Source organism: Ruegeria sp. AJ12 (genome assembly GCF_056536245.1).
In genome coordinates, this window is record NZ_JBQFJJ010000001.1 from 1,690,482 (window position 1) to 1,707,486 (window position 17,005).

The following is a 17,005-nucleotide window of genomic DNA, read 5'->3' on the forward strand; positions in this document are numbered from 1 at the left end:
AAGCATTTGGGCCGATCTGGCGAGAGCAAATGTGACGCAGAGCCGGACCTGCGGGTTCCGGTGTTGAACGTCACACAAACCTGACCCAACCGTCATAGTGCGACCAAGGGCGGGGTGAACGCTCAACATCAGATGGCGCACCAGGCCGAAAAATCCTTTGCAATGAAAACAAGCGCAGAATCGAAAAAGTGCTGATGCGGAAGATCAGTGGTCTCTGACCTTCACGCCAAAGATTGACCCAAAATCTCGAAAATCAATCAGAGCTGACCTTGATGCAGATAGCAGCGATGATGCAGAAAGAGCCCGAAGTGACGGATGCTGCATTCTGTTGGAATGGAGGCTATGTCGTCGATGAGTCAATCCGGATGCCTGGCGCATGACGACCCGAGGCCGACCCGGTAAAAATTTCAAACCCATCGGCTGTCACGCCAATCGAATGCTCGAACTGAGCGGACAGGGATTTATCGCGGGTCACAGCAGTCCAGTCATCGGCGAGCATCTTCACTTCGCAGCGCCCTAGATTGATCATCGGTTCAACGGTGAAGATCATGCCTTCGCGCAACTCTAACCCTTCGCCAGCCTTGCCGAAATTCAGGATGTTTGGAGAGTCGTGGAAAACCTGACCGATGCCGTGGCCGCAAAAGTCTCGGACAACCGAACAACGCTCTGACCGAGCGTAGGATTGAATGGCATGGCCGATGTCGCCCAATCGCGCACCAGGGCGCACGATCTCGATCCCGCGCATCATCGCCTCATATGCGATTTGGATCAGGCGCTCTGCCGCCCGCTTCGGCTTGCCCGCCACATACATCCGGCTGGAGTCGCCATACCATCCGTTACGTATCAGCGTCACATCCACGTTGACGATGTCGCCGTCGCGCAACGTCTTTTCGTTAGGAAAACCGTGGCACACCACATGATTCACTGACGTGCAGCACGCGTATTTGTAACCCTTGTAGCCAAGAGTTGCCGGTAACGCATCGTGAGCGGAAGCGAAATCCAACACAAATGTGTTGATCTCAGAGAGTGGCAGACCGGGGCGGACCAAATCAGCCACGCCATCCAGACAAGCGGCCGTCAATGTACCAGCGCGACGCATCCCCTCGAAGGCATCCGGGCCGTAGAGCTTGATGCGTTCTGTTCTGCGGGCGTCTTTCGCAGCAGGCGCGACAGGGACGTTGATATAGCTGTCCATCTAAAATTCCGCCTCTATACTCGGTATAGATCATACTCTATACGAATCGTATATGTTTCGTATATTTCCAATTTGGAGGCGCTTCAATGGGCATCGTGAAGATTGGCGACGGACTGCACGAAGATATCCGCAAGGCCAGCACTGTCATGTGCCGGTCGATCAATGCTCAGGCTGAATTCTGGATAAAAGTCGGAATGCTGGCTGAAATAAACGCCGATCTCACCTTCAATGAGATTATCGCACGACAGCTCAAGGAAGCTGACGTGAAGGTGCCAGAGGTAGATGCAGCATAACCCGACCTTAGCGCAACCGCAGCGAATTCACCCTTTGTCCCGCAGCTTACCTATTCGAGTATGGCGCAGCGAACGGACGGTTTGGGTCAGAAACGCTTAACGTTTGGGCCAACATTGCATGGCGGGCAGTGCCGTTTTGATTCAGGAAACTTCGCATCGAGAGGCAGGAATTAGCGACGTTCCACATCCGGTCGGGAATACCGATCTGAAAGATATGAGAAAAGGCCTGAGATCTCTGCCATCGGCCCAGCTAGCGGATGACGATCTCGTCCGCGCGGATCATGCCCAGAACCGACCGTGCCTGCTGGTCCAGCAAGTCGAGGTCCAGGAAGGTATCGGACAGGCGGCGGGTCAGGTTTTCCATCTGGGCAATCTCGACCTCCAGTCGGGCCAGGTCGCGTGACAGAGCATCCCGTTCCGCCGCGATCTCAACCCGTCTGAACAGCCCATAATCCCCCTGCACGGCGGCAAAGGTGAAATAGACACCCAGCATGAATGCCACCGAGAAAAAGACCACTGCGCCCAGACCGGGCCTGTTGGAACGGGACACTCTGTTTACCGCCGTATGAAACTTGCCTCAAGAAACGTGCCCTTTGCGGGCATCTGGCCGCACTATGTCACAGGTGATTCGCGATGTGAATCCCCCGATTCGCAAAAAGCGTCGACGTGAGTCTTTCGGTTTCAGCGACGAGAACCTGAACGGTGCAGGTTAATGCTCCAGCGCGGCAACACCGGGCAATGTCTTGCCCTCCATCCACTCCAGAAAGGCGCCACCCGCGGTCGAGATATAGGAAAAGTCCCGCGCCGCGCCGGATGCGTTAAGAGCCGCAACCGTGTCGCCCCCGCCTGCGACCGAAATCAATTGCCCGGACCGGGTCAGCGCCGCCGCTTTGAGCGCGGCGGCATTGGTGGCGGCATCAAATGGCTCTAGCTCGAAGGCGCCCAGCGGACCATTCCAGATCAGGGTCCGGCTATTGGCAAAAACATCCGTGATTTCCGCGACGCTTTCGGGCCCCGCATCAAGGATCATGCCGTCATCGGTGCACTGATCAACGGCGAGCATCTCGTGGGGTGCATTGGCCTCGAATTTTTCCGCAACAACGATGTCGCGCGGAAGAACGATTTTGCATCCGCTCTTGTCTGCCTTGGCGAGAATATCGGCGGCTGTGTCTTTCATCGCGGTTTCAGCCAGCGACTTGCCGACGTTGACACCCTTGGCCACAAGGAACGTATTCGCCATCCCACCGCCGATCACCAGATAGTCGACCTTTTCGATCAGGTTGCCCAGCAATTCCAGCTTGGTCGACACCTTGGCCCCGCCAACCACCGCCGTCACCGGACGCTTGGGCGCGCTAAGCGCGCCTTCCAGAGCTTCCAACTCGGCCTGCATCAGACGGCCCGCACAGGCTGGCAGCAGGCGGGCGATGGCTTCGGTCGAACTGTGGGCGCGGTGCGCGGCGGAAAAGGCATCGTTGCAGTAGATGTCGCCCAGATGGGCCATTCCGGCGGCCAGGTCCGGGTCATTCTTTGTCTCGGCGGCATGAAAGCGGGTGTTCTCCAGCAACAGAACCTGGCCCGGCTGCAGTTCCTGGGCGGCCAGCTCGGCCTCGGTGCCCACGCAGTCGGCGGCAAACAGGACCTTGGCGCCAAACGCTGCCTCCAGCGTCGGAACAAGCTGTTTCAGCGACAGGCCCTCGCGCCGCTCGCCGCCCGGGCGTCCGAAATGTGCGAGCAGGATCGGTTTCCCGCCCGCCGTCAGGATGTCGCGTATGGTCGGAACGATCCGTTGAATGCGGGTTGCGTCGGTCACGGTGCCGTCCACGACGGGCACGTTGATGTCAACGCGCACAAGCACCCGTTTGCCGTTCAGCTCCATGTCGTCCAGCGTTTTCCAGCCCATCGCGCGATCCTTGTGTTTGAATCCGGTTTAGGCGGTTCTTTTCCTGCATTTTGTCGTCACGTCAATGCGTCACTTGGCATTCACGCGGCTGCGGCATAGGTATTTGGCCAAGACAAATCGACAGGAGGGCCTCATGGCCGAGATCAACGATCCCGAAAACACGATCATCATCGAGCTGAAGGACGGCAACGTCGTCATTGAACTGCTGCCGGACATTGCCCCCCAGCACAGTGCGCGGATGAAGGAACTGGCCCGTGGGGGCGAGTATGACAACGTGGCGTTTCACCGGGTAATTGACGGGTTCATGGCCCAGACCGGGGACGTGCAGCACGGCGATATGGAAGACGGGTTCAACCTGCGTATGGCCGGCACCGGCGGATCGTCCTTGCCCAACGTTCCGGCCGAATTCTCGAAACTGCCGCATGACCGGGGCACCCTGGGGGCCGCGCGCTCGCAAAACCCGGACTCGGCGAACTCGCAGTTTTTTATCAATTTCAAGGACAACCATTTTCTGAATGGCCAGTACACGGTCTATGGTCGCGTGATTGATGGAATGGAACATGTGGACGCAATCGTCCGGGGCGAGCCGCCTGCAAGCCCGGATCGGATGATCAGCGTCAAGGTGGCCGCAGATGCATAAACTTGCTGCCGCATTTGCCCTGTTGGCAAGCCCCGCGTTGGCGACCGGTCTGCAAATCGAGGTTGAGGGTGAAGGGGCCAACGGCATCATCACCATCGATCTGTTCGAGGATGTCGCGCCAAAACATGTCGAACAAATCTCGGCACTGGCTGGCGAAGGTCAGTATGATGGCGTCGTGTTTCACCGTGTGATCGACGGATTCATGGCCCAGACCGGCGATGTTGAATATGGCAATCAGGCCAATGAGAAGTTCAATGCCGGTTATGCGGGTCGCGGCGGTTCCAATCGTCCGGACCTGCCGGCGGAATTCTCGGACATCACCTTTGACCGGGGCGTGGTTGGCATGGCGCGGTCCCAGAACCCGGACAGCGCGAACTCGCAATTCTTCATCATGTTCGAGCCCGGACCGTTTCTGGACGGCCAGTACACGGTTGTCGGTCAGGTCACCGAGGGTATGGACATTGTCGACGCGATCAAGCGCGGCGAAGGCCAGAACGGCGCGGTCATTGGCCAGCCGGACATCATGAAGAAGGTGACCGTGACAGAGTAACCCCCAAGCCCGGCGCCAGAGCGCGTGCCGGGCCTACTCGTCCGAAGCCATCGCCTTCCAGATCAGGGCGCCGACCGCGCCACCGATCAGAGGCGCGACCCAGAACAGCCAGAGCTGGGCAAGGGCAGGACCGTCGGCAAACAGGGCCACGCCCGTAGACCGGGCCGGGTTGACCGAGGTGTTGGTCACCGGGATAGACACCAGATGGATCAGTGTTAGCCCCAGGCCGATGGCGATTGGGGCAAAGCCGGCAGGGGCCTTCGCCGACGTTGCACCCAGAATAATCAGGATGAAGAACGCGGTCATCACGATTTCAATCACCAGAGCCGACATCATCGAATAACCTCCGGGCGATGCCTCTCCGTATCCGTTGGTCGCAAAGCTTCCGACACCGGCAAAACCGGGCGCACCACTGACGATGAGGTACAGAACCGCCGCAGCTGCAATTGCTCCGATCACCTGCGCAACCCAGTAGGGCAACAGGTCCTTGGCCGGGAAACGTCCGCCAATCATCAGACCCAGGCTGACTGCAGGGTTGAAATGCCCGCCCGAGATGTGACCCACGGCAAAAGCCATGGTCAGAACGGTCAGGCCAAAGGCCAGTGAAACACCCAGCCAACCGATCCCAACATCAGCCACACCCGCCGCCAGCACAGCACTGCCGCAGCCGCCGAGGACCAGCCAGAAGGTCCCGAAAAACTCTGCCATTAGTTTCTTGGACATGAAATCGCCTCCTAAAATCAATGGGTTTGATCTTAATACAAATTGTACTTTTTGTGAAATTTCAGAGAAAACGGTAGTTTTTTTAGCTGAGTTCTGCCCAAATGGCGCTTGGTTTTGTTCGCACCGCACCTGGAGTAGACAACGTGGTTGCCGAAGCTCCTGATGTGTCAGTTCCAGGTAACGGGGTCCAGTTGGAACAGCTTTGACAGCTGGTCATAAACCTCTGGCACACTGTCCTTCAAACTGCCCGGTTTTTCGAAAAACACCTCGACGGACACCGCAAAGAACTCCTCGTGGCCTTCCGCGCCGTACGGGTCAATGACGGTTCTCTGCCCGGTTTCCACGGCGTGTACATGCGTTTCATAGGCCGTCAGAAAAACATGTTCCCATTCGTCATAGCTCTGATCCGGGTTCAATACCGGAACACCATTGGTGCCGCCTGACAGGTCATCGATCTGATGCGCAAATTCGTGGAAAACAACGTTCTGACCGTCGTGATCGTTCATCGCGCCCAGTTTACTGTGCGCCCAGGACAAAATCACAGGCCCGCGGTCCCAGCTCTCGCCCGTGCGCACGATTTCCTTTTCCGTCACGACGTAACCGCTGCGTCTGCTTTGACGGGATTTGAACGCGTTGGGGTAGATCAGGATGGTCGTCAGATTGTCGTACCACATGTCATTGTTTGCCACGAGCAGACAGGCCTGCGCCGCGATGGACAGTTGCATGTCCTCGGTCACTTCCAGCCCGTCGCAGCCAAAAAACCGGACCTGCTTTAGAAACAGGTTCATTTTGCCTTCCAGTTTTCTGCGCAACTCTGCTGGAAGCTTTTTGATCAGAGGCACTTCGGTCTCGATGGAGTGACGCTGATGGTCGGAAAGCGGTGTGGCCAGAAGGGTTTCGCGGGCCTGTTTTCTGGACCAGTAGAGATAGCCCAGCACACCCGCGGTCAGCGCCAGAATTAAGAAAAAGATCAGCATGCCAACAATCCTATCCACAACGAACCGGTCAGGGAATTGAAATCCAAACCATGTGCGCGCGGCATGGGGTACAAAAGCACCGGCTCCAAAAAAAACAACGCCGCAGGGTCTCCTGCGGCGTTCGTTCCGTCGTGTTGACAGATGCCTCGTTACTGTTTGACTTCCGCCGCCGGGTTGGCACCCGGTTTGCCGCTGCGGCCCGGGTTCAGGGGATCGTCCTGACGCTGGACCGAGCCTTCGAAATGCGCGCCGCTTTCGATGGCGATGGTCTTGTGAATGATGTCGCCTTCCACCCGCGCGGTTGAGGTCAGGCGGACCTTCAGACCGCGCACACGGCCAACGATGCGGCCATTGACGACCACGTCGTCAGCGGTCACTTCGCCTTTGATCGTGGCGGTTTCGCCAATGGTCAGCAGATGAGCCCGGATGTCACCTTCGACGGTGCCTTCGACCTGAATGTCGCCGGTGGTCTTGAGATTGCCGGTGATGTGCAGATCCGAGGACAGGACAGACGCAGGCGGCTTGGGCTTTGGCGGTGTGCTTGCAGCCTTGGTCTCGGTGGGGGCGGGGGCCGCTGGGGTCGCCGGCGCGGCAGGTTTTGCCGCTTCAGCTTCCTTGGATGCGGGTTCGTTGATTTTGCTCTTAGAAAACATTTCTCGCAGCCTTGATGTAAGTCATTGGGTTTACAGGTTTTCCGTTCACGCGTACCTCATAGTGAAGATGCGTGCCGGTGGACCGTCCGGTGCTACCCATATCAGCAATATGATCCCCGCGCGAGACCCTTTGGCCAACCTTTACGTTGATCTTGGTGTTATGAGCGTAAAGTGTCTCAATCCCGAAGGCATGCTGGATTTTTACAAGGCGTCCAAACCCCGATTGCCAGCCGGCATGAGTCACAACACCGTCTGCGGTTGCAAAGATATCCGTGCCCTGTGCACCGGCAAAATCCGCACCATTGTGCATACGACGGCCCCCGGTTTTGGGGTCGCGCCGCGTTCCGAAACCGCTGGTAAACCGTACGACCGCATTCACAGGACTTGCAAACGGCGCCTTCTCGGCTGCAATGCGGTACAGGTTCAGCTGGTCCATCTGCTTCAGCAGCGTGTTTGCGCGCACTTCGTCGGGGGACAGTTCCTCGCCGCGGGTGCTGAAGGAGATCGGGGTCAGTGGTCCGCCCATACCGCTGTACCCGCGCCGGACCTCTTCAAGGATGCGATCGGTGGGCATGCCCGCGCTGCGGAACATCTTGTCCAACGGCTCGACCGAGATCACCATGGCTTCTTCCAACTGGCGGAAAATCTCGTCGCTGCGTTCCTGCATCAGACGGATTTCCAGTTCTAGGTCATCCCGCTGTTCCAGGGCGTCCTGTGCATCGGCAGCAATCTGATCGCGCTCTTCCGCTGTGCGTGCCAGCGCATCGGTCATAAAGCTCATTTGCACGGGGTTCGCCGCAGCCGCCATGTACATGCCCGGGCTGTCGGCCTCTTTCTGCAACTCCGCCAACTCAGTCCGAACTGCTTCCCGCTGCTTCATGGTGGCGCGCAGGGTGGTCTGGATGACCTCGATCCCGGTTTCCAGCTCGCGACGGCGGTTTTCCGAGGCCAGCAATTCCGACTGCATGGACGAAATCTGATCAAGTGCCGCATTGAAGCGGTCTTGCGCGGCCAGCGCCTCCTGCGCGCGCGCGTCGCGCTCGGCCGACAGGATGTTCAGACGTTCCTGATATGTCGCCTGATCGCGTTTGGCCTGTTCCCGGAAATTGCCCGATCCGATGCTGTCCATCAGCAGGATCGCAGTGGACATGGCCGTCCACCCGAGCATCACCGCGACACCGGCTACGGCCACGACCTGGGTTTCCGAACTGAGCCGGATAAAACGTGTATCTTTGTCGGATTTCAGAAACACCCTCCGCTCCGGAAAGTGCCGTTCAAGCAGTGAGTGAAGTTTTATTGCCAGACGTGTTCTCACGCGTCTTCCCTCTCATCCCCAAGATCGGGACCGGTCGTGAGTGGATCGCCGCCCCTTGGGCCGATTGCATAAAGGGGCATCCGCGTTCGGGCAAGTTTGTTGACCAATTTGACCGACGGACAGGGGATTTCCTGCATGTAATCGGCGAGAAATCGCCGAAATTTACCCGCTTTGGGTCATTTTGATGCCGCACCCGGGGCAGGCAGGTCTTCGGTCAGCGGCCAGTAGAAATCCGGGGGCAACCCCGCCTCGGCCCGTTTTTCTTCGTTGAAGGGTGGTTTAAGTGCGCCGTGGAAATAGCGGCGGACAAGTTGATGAAAGACGTCCTTGGGATCTGCATTCTCGCGACCGCAGAGGAAATGGAACCATTTCGAGCCATAGGCGACATGGCCGACTTCTTCGGCATAGATCACCTCGAGGGCCGCTACCGCATCGTCGGCTTTGGCCTTCCGAAAGATATCGATCATCCCCGGGGTCACATCGAGGCCGCGCGCCTCAAGCACCATGGGAACCACAGCAAGACGCCCCATCAAATCTTCGGCGGTGTCGGCTGCAGCGCGCCACATTCCGGCATGGGCGGGCAGGGCACCGTAATGGCTGCCCATCTGTTCCAGACAATCGCACACCATTTCGAAATGGCGGGATTCCTCTTCTGCACATTTGACCCAGTCATCGAAGAATCCGATGGGCATTGGCACGTGGCCAAAGCGCGCAATGATGTCCCAATGCAGATCGACTGCGTTCAGTTCAATATGTGCAACGGCATGCAGCAGGGCGATGCGCCCGGCTTCGGTTCCCGGGCGCCGTTTCGGAACGTCTCGGGGAGACAGCAGTTCAGGTTTGTCGGGCCGGGCCGGGTTCAAGGGCGGCGTTGCTGTTCCGACCTCAATCGCCGGAGCCTCACCCGCGCGCGCTGCGAACCATGCGGCCGCGTGGCGCTTGGAACGGGCGGTTTTCTCCCGCCCGTCCGTTGTCTTGAGGACTTCGGTCGCCATCTGGGTCAGGGTTTTCGGCACGGCCATGCTCCGCCTTGTTGGGGTTATCTCGGCGCGTCCTAAACCGAATGGCGACACAGGTCGAGGATGTTACAGCGCCTTTACAGCGTCCAGCACCGCTTCAACATGGCCAGGCACTTTCACCTTGCGCCAGACATTGGCGATGCGGCCTTCGCCATCAATCACAAAGGTTGACCGCTCGATCCCCATCGACTTGCGCCCGTACATATTCTTTTCCACCCAAACACCATAGTCCTCGCACACGGTCGAGTTTTCGTCGGACAACATGGTTGTCGTCAGCCCGTGTTTCGCGACGAATTTGTCATGCTTGGCGATGCTATCACGCGAGATGCCAAAAACTTGAGCGCCCGCATCGGCAAAGTCCTGAAGTTGTTCCGAGAAACCGATGGATTCCTTGGTGCAGCCCGGCGTATCATCACGGGGATAAAAAAACAAAACGACGGTGCTGCCGCGCAGGTCCGAAAGTGTCACCTCGCCGCCGCCGTCCCGGGGCAGGGTGAAATCGGGTGCGATGTCTGAAACGTCGGGCATTGGAAACTCCGCTAAAGGTTTTTAAAGACTGCCCGATACCATAGGGCGATGCGGGCAGGTTGAAAGGCGTGGATAGCAAATTGGCACAGCAGACAGACGAAAGTGCCGAAACAGAGGGCAAACCACCGCGCCGCCGCTCTCGTCGTCGTGCCGCCGGGCTCTGGGCGATGCGCGGGACGGTTCTGCTGATTTTTCTGGCGCTGTTCACCGGTTTCATGGTCATCGGCCAGCGTCTGCATGCCCCGGCCTGGCTGCGGGATCGGGTTGAGAACCGACTGGAGCAAACGCTGGGCGGCCTGCAGATCCGCTTTGGCGATGTGAGTTTCATCATCCACGAAGGATGGCGCCCGCGGTTGCGTCTGACGGATGTCAGCATCAGCGATGCGGCAGGTGCGCAGATTGCGCAGGTGTCCGATATGCGGGCCAGCCTGGCCATGCGTCCCTTGCTGCGCGGTCATGTCCGACCCAAGCGGATCATTCTCAGTGGCGCGCAGATCGCCCTGACCCGCGGATTGGATGGCGCTTTGACCCTGACCGTCGGCGCCGGCAGTACACCGGTGCAGGAGGCGCCCGACCTCGCCCAGCTGATCGAGGCATCGGATGAGGTCTTCCTGTCTCCGGCCCTGTCCGCTCTGACGTCGGTCGAGTTGGATGCGATTACGCTGGACTACCAGGATCTGCGGCTTGGGCGCTCTTGGGTGCTGGATGGTGGGCACATTCAGGCCACCCGCAGCGCCAGCGAGGTGCGCCTGGCGACGGGGTTCTCGGTCCTGGCCGGGCGCGATTTCGCCAGCGCGATCGAGGCGAACTACACAAGTATCCTTGGAACACCCGAGGCCCGGTTTGGCATCTCCGTCACCGATTTTCCGGCCGAAGATATCGCCGGTCAAAGCCCTGCACTTGCCTGGCTGCAGGTACTGAAAGCCCCCATCTCGGGCGCATTGCGCGGCAGTATCGATGGCGAGGGCGCGGTTGGTCCCTTGTTTGCGACGCTCAATCTCGGGTCTGGTGCGGTGCAGCCCAACCCAGAGACCCGGCCTGTGCCATTCGAGTCGGCCCGCACGTATTTCACCTATGACCCGCTGCAGCAGGCCCTCGATTTCAACGAGGTGTCGGTCGTGTCGGCGTGGGGCTCGGTTCAGGCCGAAGGCCAGGCCTTCCTGCAGGGGGTTGAAAACGGGGTGTTGGACAGTCTCGCCACGCAGCTGCGTCTGACAGGTATCAACGTGAATCCGGCCAATCTGTTCCCGGAGCCGCTGAACCTGACGCGGGCGAACCTGGATTTCCAGATGAAGTTCAACCCGTTCTCGGTACGCCTTGGCGAGATGACTCTTGTGGATGCCGACCACCGGGTGCGGGCTCACGGAAACCTGATTGGATTGCCCGAAGGCTGGTCCGTTGATCTGGACGCCCATCTCGACCGCATGACATCTGATCAGGTTCTCGACTATTGGCCCGAATTACTTGCCCCGAAGCCGCGGAAATGGGTTACGGAAAACCTGTACGAGGGCGAGTTGTCGGACATGGATTTTGCCTTGCGACTGCGCCCCGGGTCGGAACCGGATGTCTATTTGGACTTCGGGTTCGACAAGGCAAAGATCCGGTTTGCCAAAACCCTGCCGCCGATCCAAGCGGCTCAGGGTCAGGCCATCCTGATTGACCGGCGATTTACGGCCACGGCGGAAAGCGGCGTGGTGATGGCTGACGCCGGCGGCGCCGTCGATGCCTCGGGCACGTCCTTCATCATTCCCGACACCGAAATCAAGGAAGCTGCACCGGCCATCGCCCGGATCACCGCAACCGGGAGTGTGACCGCCGCGTTGTCCCTATTGGATCGCCCCCCGTTGAGCTTGCTGACCAAAGCCGGGTTACCGGTCGATCTGGCGGATGGAACTGTCTCGCTGGCCGGGACGTTGTCGCTGCCCATGGTCAAGGGGTTGCAATACGAAGACACGCAGTTCCATTTCACGGGAGGCCTGGGAAACCTGAAGAGCGAGCGCTTGGTGCCCGGCTTCCCGGTCAGCGCAGATGTGCTGACCCTCAGTGGGGATCAGACCGGCGTTCAAATTCAAGGGGAAGGTCTGTTCGGCACGGTGCCGGTACAGGCGCTCTGGCGGCAACCGGTGGATGGCAAGACTGCGCAGCGCAGCGAGTTGACCGGTCAGATTGAGTTGTCGCCCCGATTGATGGATGAAATCAATGCGGGTCTGCCATCGGGTTTGCTGACCGGACAAGGGACTGCAGACATCGAGTTGGGGATCGGCGCAGGGGAACCTCCCAAGCTGTCGGCGTCTTCCGATCTGACAGGTGTCGCACTTGCCATTCCTGAACTGGGATGGCGCAAAGGTCCGAATGGCACGGGCACGCTGACGGCAGAGGCGACTCTGGGGGATCAACTGCGCGTGGACTCGCTGCGGCTGGATGCGGCGGGATTGCGTGCGTCCGCGTCGATCTCGTTCCGCGATGACGGCGATCTGGACCGGGTGCAGTTCAGTTCCTTCGATCTGGGCAATTGGTTGGCGGTTCCGGCGGAAATTGTCGGGCGTGGGGCGGCTGCGCCAGACATCCGTGTTCTCGGTGGCGTTGTGAATCTCGGGCGCGCCACGTTCGGCGAAGGCAGCAGTGGCGGGGGAGGAGGGGCGGCAACCGCCCCCAAACTCGACGTCACGCTGGACCGTTTACAGGTCACCGAGTCCGTTGCTCTGACGGGGTTCAAGGGCGGGTTTAACACCGGCGGAGGCGTCAGCGGGGCGTTCTCTGCCCAAGTGAACGGTGGCGCTTCGGTGCGCGGGCAGTTGACCCCGCGCGGAGAGCGTAGCGCTGTCCGTCTGACCTCGGATGATGCGGGTGCCGTGCTCAGATCAGCCGGGCTGCTCACACAGGCCCGGGGTGGCGATCTCGATCTTCAGCTGGAACCGGTGACGGCCCCCGGAAGCTATGACGTGATCCTGAAAATCGTCAACACGCGCATTCAGGACGCCCCGGCGATGGCGGCGTTGCTGAACGCAATCAGCCTGGTCGGGCTGCTGGATGAAATGGCCGGACAGGGCATTTTCTTTTCGTCCATAGACAGCCGCATGCGGATCACACCGACAGACGTAAAGGTTCTGAGTGGCAGCGCCGTGGGACCGTCGATGGGGTTGTCGTTTGACGGAACCATCGACACCGTGGCCGGAATCCTCGATCTGCGCGGTGCGATCTCGCCGGTCTATCTGGTCAATGCGATTGGCAGCATGTTCACGCGCAAGGGCGAGGGGGTCATCGGGTTCAACTATACATTGAAGGGGCCGCTGGCGCAGCCCCAGGTCTCGGTGAACCCCCTGTCCGGCCTTGCCCCGCTGTTTCTGCGCAATTTGTTGCGCGCGCCTGCACCCACCGTCACGGATGGACCGAATGCGCAACCGCAAAAACCGGACGAGCCAAAACGCACGTTTGGGTCCCCGCCCAGAGACAATTGATTGGCGTCTGGCCAAATCTGTTGTGGGCTTGTAAGGCGCGCCCATGAAACTCAGTGACTTTGACTTCCACCTGCCAGAAGACCTTATCGCCACGCGGCCGGCCAACCCGCGATCCTCGGCGCGTCTGTTGGTGGCGCAGGGCGATGCGATTACAGACAGTCATGTCTTTGACCTGCCCAACTGGTTGCAGCCCGGTGACCGGCTGGTGTTGAACGACACGCGGGTGATTCCGGCGCGGCTGAATGGCCGCCGCCATCGGGACAGCGCGCAGGGTGCGGTTTCAGCCGCCATCGAAGCAACTCTTTTGGACCCTCAGGCCGATGGAACGTGGGCCGCCCTGATCAAGCCGCTCAAGAAAGTGAAGCCAGGCGAGGAGATCAAGTTTTCCGACCAGCTGAGTGCAACGCTGGACCGGGTCGAGGACGGCCAGGCCTATTTGCGGTTCAACCTGACGGGTGAGGATTTCGATGCCGCGCTGGAGCAAGCAGGCGCAATGCCGTTGCCGCCCTATATCGCGGCCAAACGCCCGGCGGATGAACAGGACAAAACCGACTACCAAACGATCTGGGCCCGAAACTCCGGTGCCGTTGCCGCACCCACCGCATCGCTGCATTTTGATGAGGCATTGCTGCAGGCCTTGGAGGCACGTGGTGTAGCCTTTAGCCATGTCACGCTACATGTGGGCGCGGGCACCTTCCTGCCGGTCAAGGTCGAGGATGTGACCACGCACAAGATGCACGCGGAATGGGGCAGGGTCAGCGCCGCTGCTGCCGAAGAAATCCGGGCCACCAAGGCGGCCGGACATCGCGTCATCCCGGTTGGAACCACCGCCCTGCGCCTGATCGAAAGCGCAGCGCGCACCGGCAGAATCGAAGCGTGGGAGGGGGAGACGGACATCTTCATCTACCCGGGTTTCAGGTTCCACGTCACTGACGCGCTGATGACAAATTTCCATCTGCCGAAATCCACTTTGCTGATGCTGGTTTCTGCATTGATGGGTCAGGACCGGATGCGCAACGTCTATGCGCATGCCATTGAGAAAAGGTATCGTTTCTTCTCATACGGGGACTCGTCGCTTTTGATCCCCTGAAAGACGTGTTCACAGGATCAATCTTCGGGAATGTCGTAGACAAGCGCGACCAGTGCGGTTTTTGATCGCAGGAACGATACGTAACTCAGGTCGGCATATACCCGGAGGCCCCAATGATTCAGGTCCTGTCCAGCGCTTGGGCTTTGCTCCTTGGTATGGGGCTATTGATGGTCGGAAACGGCCTTCAGGGTACAATTCTGGGTGTCCGAGGTGAGATCGAGGGGTTCTCGACCCTTCAGATGTCGTTTGTCATGTCTGCGTATTTCGTGGGCTTCCTCGGCGGGTCTCGGCTGGCGCCGGAAATGATCCGACGGGTTGGTCATGTGCGTGTGTTCGCAGCACTGGCCTCGTTCATCTCTGCCGTCATGATCATGTATCCGATGCTGACCGACCCGGTCGCGTGGATTTTGGGGCGCGTCATCATCGGTTTCTGCTTTTCCGGCGTGTATGTGACTGCGGAAAGCTGGCTGAACAATGCGGCCAGCAATGAAAACCGGGGTCAGGCGCTGTCGCTCTACATGATCGTCCAGATGACCGGCATTATCAGCGCACAGGCTCTGATGCTGCTGGGTGACCCTGCAGGCTATGAGACATTCGTGATCGCATCGATCCTGGTCTCGGTGTCCTTTGCCCCGATCCTGTTGTCGATTTCGCCGACACCGGCCTTTGACACCACCAAACCGATGACCCTGCGCGAACTGATGGACAAGTCGCCAATGGCCTGTGTTGGCATGTTCCTGCTGGGCGGCGTGTTTTCCGCGCAATTTGGTATGTCGTCGGTCTACGGAGCCCGTGCCGGTTTGACGTTGGTTGAAATATCGACCTTTATCGCCGCTTTTTATGTGGGCGCCATTGTCCTGCAATACCCCCTTGGCTGGTTTTCCGACCGGATGGATCGGCGGGTCCTGATCCTCGTTGCCGCGGTCACCGGCGGATGCAGCGCACTGGCCGGCATGATACTGGGCGTAACCTTTCCTATCCTGTTGCTTGCGGCATTCGTCATCGGCGGTATGTCAAACCCGCTCTATTCGCTGCTTATCGCCCATGCGAACGATTTTCTGGAACACGAAGACATGGCGGCCGCGTCTGGCGGGCTGGTCTTTATCAACGGATTGGGCGCAATTGCCGGGCCGTTGATTACGGGCTGGCTGATGGGCGATGCGGTGTTTGGCCCGCCCGGGTTTTTCCTGTTCATCGCGGCGTTGTTGTTCGTGATGGGCGGGTACGCAATGTACCGCATGACTCAGCGCGCAGCGATCCCGGTGGACGAGACCGGAACAATGTCTCCGTTGTACCCGACGGCCTCGCCGGTCGCGCTTGAGGTGGCCCAGGAAGTTGCCATCGAGGCGGCCGAGGCGGAACAGGACGCGCAGGATACCGCCTAGGACACGAGTTTATGTCGTAAGTGTTGCAATATGTTACTGTAACACTTCTGTAAAACGGACTTAAATGACGCTACGTCCCTGGGGAGGGCACAAGACGGAGTTTAGGGCAATGGTAGGGCCTGAAGACGTATTGAGTTTTTGGTTAGACGAAGTTGGTCCAAAGGGGTGGTATCTGCAGGACGACGCGCTGGACGCGAAAATCCGGGATCGGTTTCTGGACACCTGGACCGCTGCAATCGAGGGCAAGTTCTCGCTCTGGCTGACCTATCCCAGCGGGTCACTCGCTTACATCATTTTGACGGATCAGTTTCCGCGCAACATGTTTCGTGGCGATGCGCGCGCCTTTGCATCGGACCGGGCTGCGCTGACGGCGGCAAAATGTGCGGTCGACAAGGGCTGGGATCTGAAGATCGACGAACCGGCCCGGCAGTTTTTCTACCTGCCGATGATGCACTCGGAAAACCTGTGCGATCAGGAGCGTTGCGTGCGTCTGATGTGTCAGAATATGACCAGCGGCGATTCCAGTAACCTGTTGCACGCACGGGCACATCGCGAGGTGATCCGCAAGTTTGGCCGGTTCCCATATCGCAATGAGGCATTGTCGCGCCCCATGACAGAGCATGAAGCGGCTTATGTCGATATGGGCGGGTATGGCACCACTGTGCGCGAATTGCAGGCCGCCGGTTAGGTCGCTGGCACGCAGCCCCGAATTGCAATCACCCGGTCGGCAATTGCGTCGGCCGAGGTGTTGATGACCTGATCAATCAGAACGTTCGGCGCCTGCGCCATATCGGCAAACCGGGCCTGAGTGGACTGCAGCGTGTCTTCGACGTCGTTCAGCCGGTCCAGGGCCGCAGTGATACGCTCAACCGTTGCGGTGTCGACCGTATCGCCTTCGAGCTTGATCGTCGCCAGATCACTGCGCAGCGCGGCCAGTTCGCCGCGTATGCCCTGCGCCTGATCTTGCAGGGGCGTGATGGTTTGCAGGGTCTCGGAAAACTGGGATGTGATACCGTCTACCGTGGATGCCAGTTTCCATCCCAGAAACAAACATAGGGCCAGTAGGATGAGTGTTGCGTTCAGCAATGCGAGCAAAAGGTCTTTGAGCGTTTTGGCCATGATGTGCTTTCGAATGACTTGTGATCAAGAAAAGCCGGGCAGGCCCGACCCTTCTGTTCTAGCCTTTGCTCTGCCCCGGGTATAGGCTCAAAGCTGCACCATCCGACGGTGCTGACCCCGCGTCGCTTTTGTCGCGGGAACATCGTGTTGATGCGCTGCG

17 protein-coding genes are annotated in these 17,005 nt (G+C 59.2%); 7 read left to right on the forward strand and 10 right to left on the reverse strand.

The genetic code is table 11. The features are described from left to right. Window positions 1-340: 340 nt before the first annotated feature. Window positions 341-1,195, reverse strand: coding sequence for a type I methionyl aminopeptidase (map, locus tag ACR3E0_RS08580; protein WP_171557575.1), 855 nt, complete (start codon window positions 1,193-1,195; stop codon window positions 341-343). Between the two features lie 86 nt (window positions 1,196-1,281). Between map and ACR3E0_RS08585 the strand changes: the two genes are divergently transcribed. Then, on the forward strand, window positions 1,282-1,488 hold the full coding sequence (locus ACR3E0_RS08585; RefSeq protein ID WP_171557577.1) for a ParD-like family protein: 207 nt from the start codon (window positions 1,282-1,284) through the stop codon (window positions 1,486-1,488). A gap of 250 nt (window positions 1,489-1,738) precedes the next feature. On the opposite strand, the gene ACR3E0_RS08590 is transcribed toward ACR3E0_RS08585, so the two are convergent. Together ACR3E0_RS08590 and ACR3E0_RS08595 are read right to left on the reverse strand one after the other, a co-directional pair. Beyond that, a complete protein-coding gene (locus ACR3E0_RS08590; protein WP_480478065.1) occupies window positions 1,739-2,038 on the reverse strand; it encodes an FtsB family cell division protein in 300 nt (99 codons plus the stop codon). Window positions 2,039-2,197: 159 nt separating this feature from the next. After that, window positions 2,198-3,388 (reverse strand): phosphoglycerate kinase, encoded by a 1,191-nt coding sequence (locus ACR3E0_RS08595; RefSeq protein ID WP_480478068.1) that lies wholly within the window; start codon window positions 3,386-3,388, stop codon window positions 2,198-2,200. A gap of 133 nt (window positions 3,389-3,521) precedes the next feature. On the opposite strand from ACR3E0_RS08595, the gene ACR3E0_RS08600 reads away from it, so the two are divergent. Beyond that, window positions 3,522-4,028 (forward strand): peptidylprolyl isomerase, encoded by a 507-nt coding sequence (locus ACR3E0_RS08600; RefSeq protein ID WP_480478070.1) that lies wholly within the window; start codon window positions 3,522-3,524, stop codon window positions 4,026-4,028. Then, window positions 4,021-4,578: a peptidylprolyl isomerase gene (locus ACR3E0_RS08605; protein ID WP_480478072.1), complete on the forward strand. Its 558-nt coding sequence runs from the start codon at window positions 4,021-4,023 to the stop codon at window positions 4,576-4,578. Before ACR3E0_RS08600 ends, ACR3E0_RS08605 begins: the two co-directional genes overlap by 8 nt. A gap of 33 nt (window positions 4,579-4,611) precedes the next feature. On the opposite strand, the gene aqpZ is transcribed toward ACR3E0_RS08605, so the two are convergent. The 6 genes from aqpZ to ACR3E0_RS08635 form a co-directional block, all read right to left on the reverse strand. Next, complete coding sequence (aqpZ, locus tag ACR3E0_RS08610) at window positions 4,612-5,301, reverse strand: aquaporin Z (RefSeq protein ID WP_480478074.1); 690 nt, start codon at window positions 5,299-5,301, stop codon at window positions 4,612-4,614. Window positions 5,302-5,468: 167 nt separating this feature from the next. Beyond that, entirely contained in the window at window positions 5,469-6,278 is an 810-nt protein-coding gene (locus ACR3E0_RS08615) for a M90 family metallopeptidase (RefSeq protein ID WP_480478076.1), read from the reverse strand. A 149-nt stretch (window positions 6,279-6,427) separates the two neighbouring features. Continuing rightward, complete coding sequence (locus ACR3E0_RS08620) at window positions 6,428-6,931, reverse strand: bactofilin family protein (RefSeq protein ID WP_480478078.1); 504 nt, start codon at window positions 6,929-6,931, stop codon at window positions 6,428-6,430. After that, window positions 6,921-8,246 carry a DUF5930 domain-containing protein gene (locus tag ACR3E0_RS08625; RefSeq protein WP_480478080.1) on the reverse strand — a complete coding sequence of 442 codons (1,326 nt, stop codon included), beginning with the start codon at window positions 8,244-8,246 and terminating at the stop codon, window positions 6,921-6,923. The genes ACR3E0_RS08620 and ACR3E0_RS08625 overlap by 11 nt, the downstream gene beginning before the upstream one ends. Window positions 8,247-8,422: 176 nt before the next feature. After that, window positions 8,423-9,268 carry a ferritin-like domain-containing protein gene (locus ACR3E0_RS08630; protein ID WP_480478082.1) on the reverse strand — a complete coding sequence of 282 codons (846 nt, stop codon included), beginning with the start codon at window positions 9,266-9,268 and terminating at the stop codon, window positions 8,423-8,425. Between the two features lie 63 nt (window positions 9,269-9,331). Further along, window positions 9,332-9,793, reverse strand: coding sequence for a peroxiredoxin (locus ACR3E0_RS08635; RefSeq protein WP_480478084.1), 462 nt, complete (start codon window positions 9,791-9,793; stop codon window positions 9,332-9,334). An 80-nt stretch (window positions 9,794-9,873) separates the two neighbouring features. On the opposite strand from ACR3E0_RS08635, the gene ACR3E0_RS08640 reads away from it, so the two are divergent. From ACR3E0_RS08640 to ACR3E0_RS08655, 4 genes are all read left to right on the forward strand, one after another. Continuing rightward, complete coding sequence (locus tag ACR3E0_RS08640; protein WP_480478086.1) at window positions 9,874-13,251, forward strand: YhdP family protein; 3,378 nt, start codon at window positions 9,874-9,876, stop codon at window positions 13,249-13,251. A gap of 43 nt (window positions 13,252-13,294) precedes the next feature. Beyond that, a complete protein-coding gene (gene queA, locus ACR3E0_RS08645; protein WP_480478088.1) occupies window positions 13,295-14,341 on the forward strand; it encodes a tRNA preQ1(34) S-adenosylmethionine ribosyltransferase-isomerase QueA in 1,047 nt (348 codons plus the stop codon). A 113-nt stretch (window positions 14,342-14,454) separates the two neighbouring features. After that, window positions 14,455-15,726: an MFS transporter gene (locus tag ACR3E0_RS08650; protein ID WP_480478090.1), complete on the forward strand. Its 1,272-nt coding sequence runs from the start codon at window positions 14,455-14,457 to the stop codon at window positions 15,724-15,726. Between the two features lie 109 nt (window positions 15,727-15,835). Continuing rightward, complete coding sequence (locus ACR3E0_RS08655) at window positions 15,836-16,414, forward strand: DUF924 family protein (protein WP_480478092.1); 579 nt, start codon at window positions 15,836-15,838, stop codon at window positions 16,412-16,414. Here the strand turns inward: ACR3E0_RS08655 and ACR3E0_RS08660 are convergent. Beyond that, window positions 16,411-16,845, reverse strand: coding sequence for a hypothetical protein (locus ACR3E0_RS08660; RefSeq protein ID WP_480478094.1), 435 nt, complete (start codon window positions 16,843-16,845; stop codon window positions 16,411-16,413). The two genes, ACR3E0_RS08655 and ACR3E0_RS08660, sit on opposite strands and share 4 nt — an antisense overlap. Window positions 16,846-17,005: the final 160 nt, after the last annotated feature.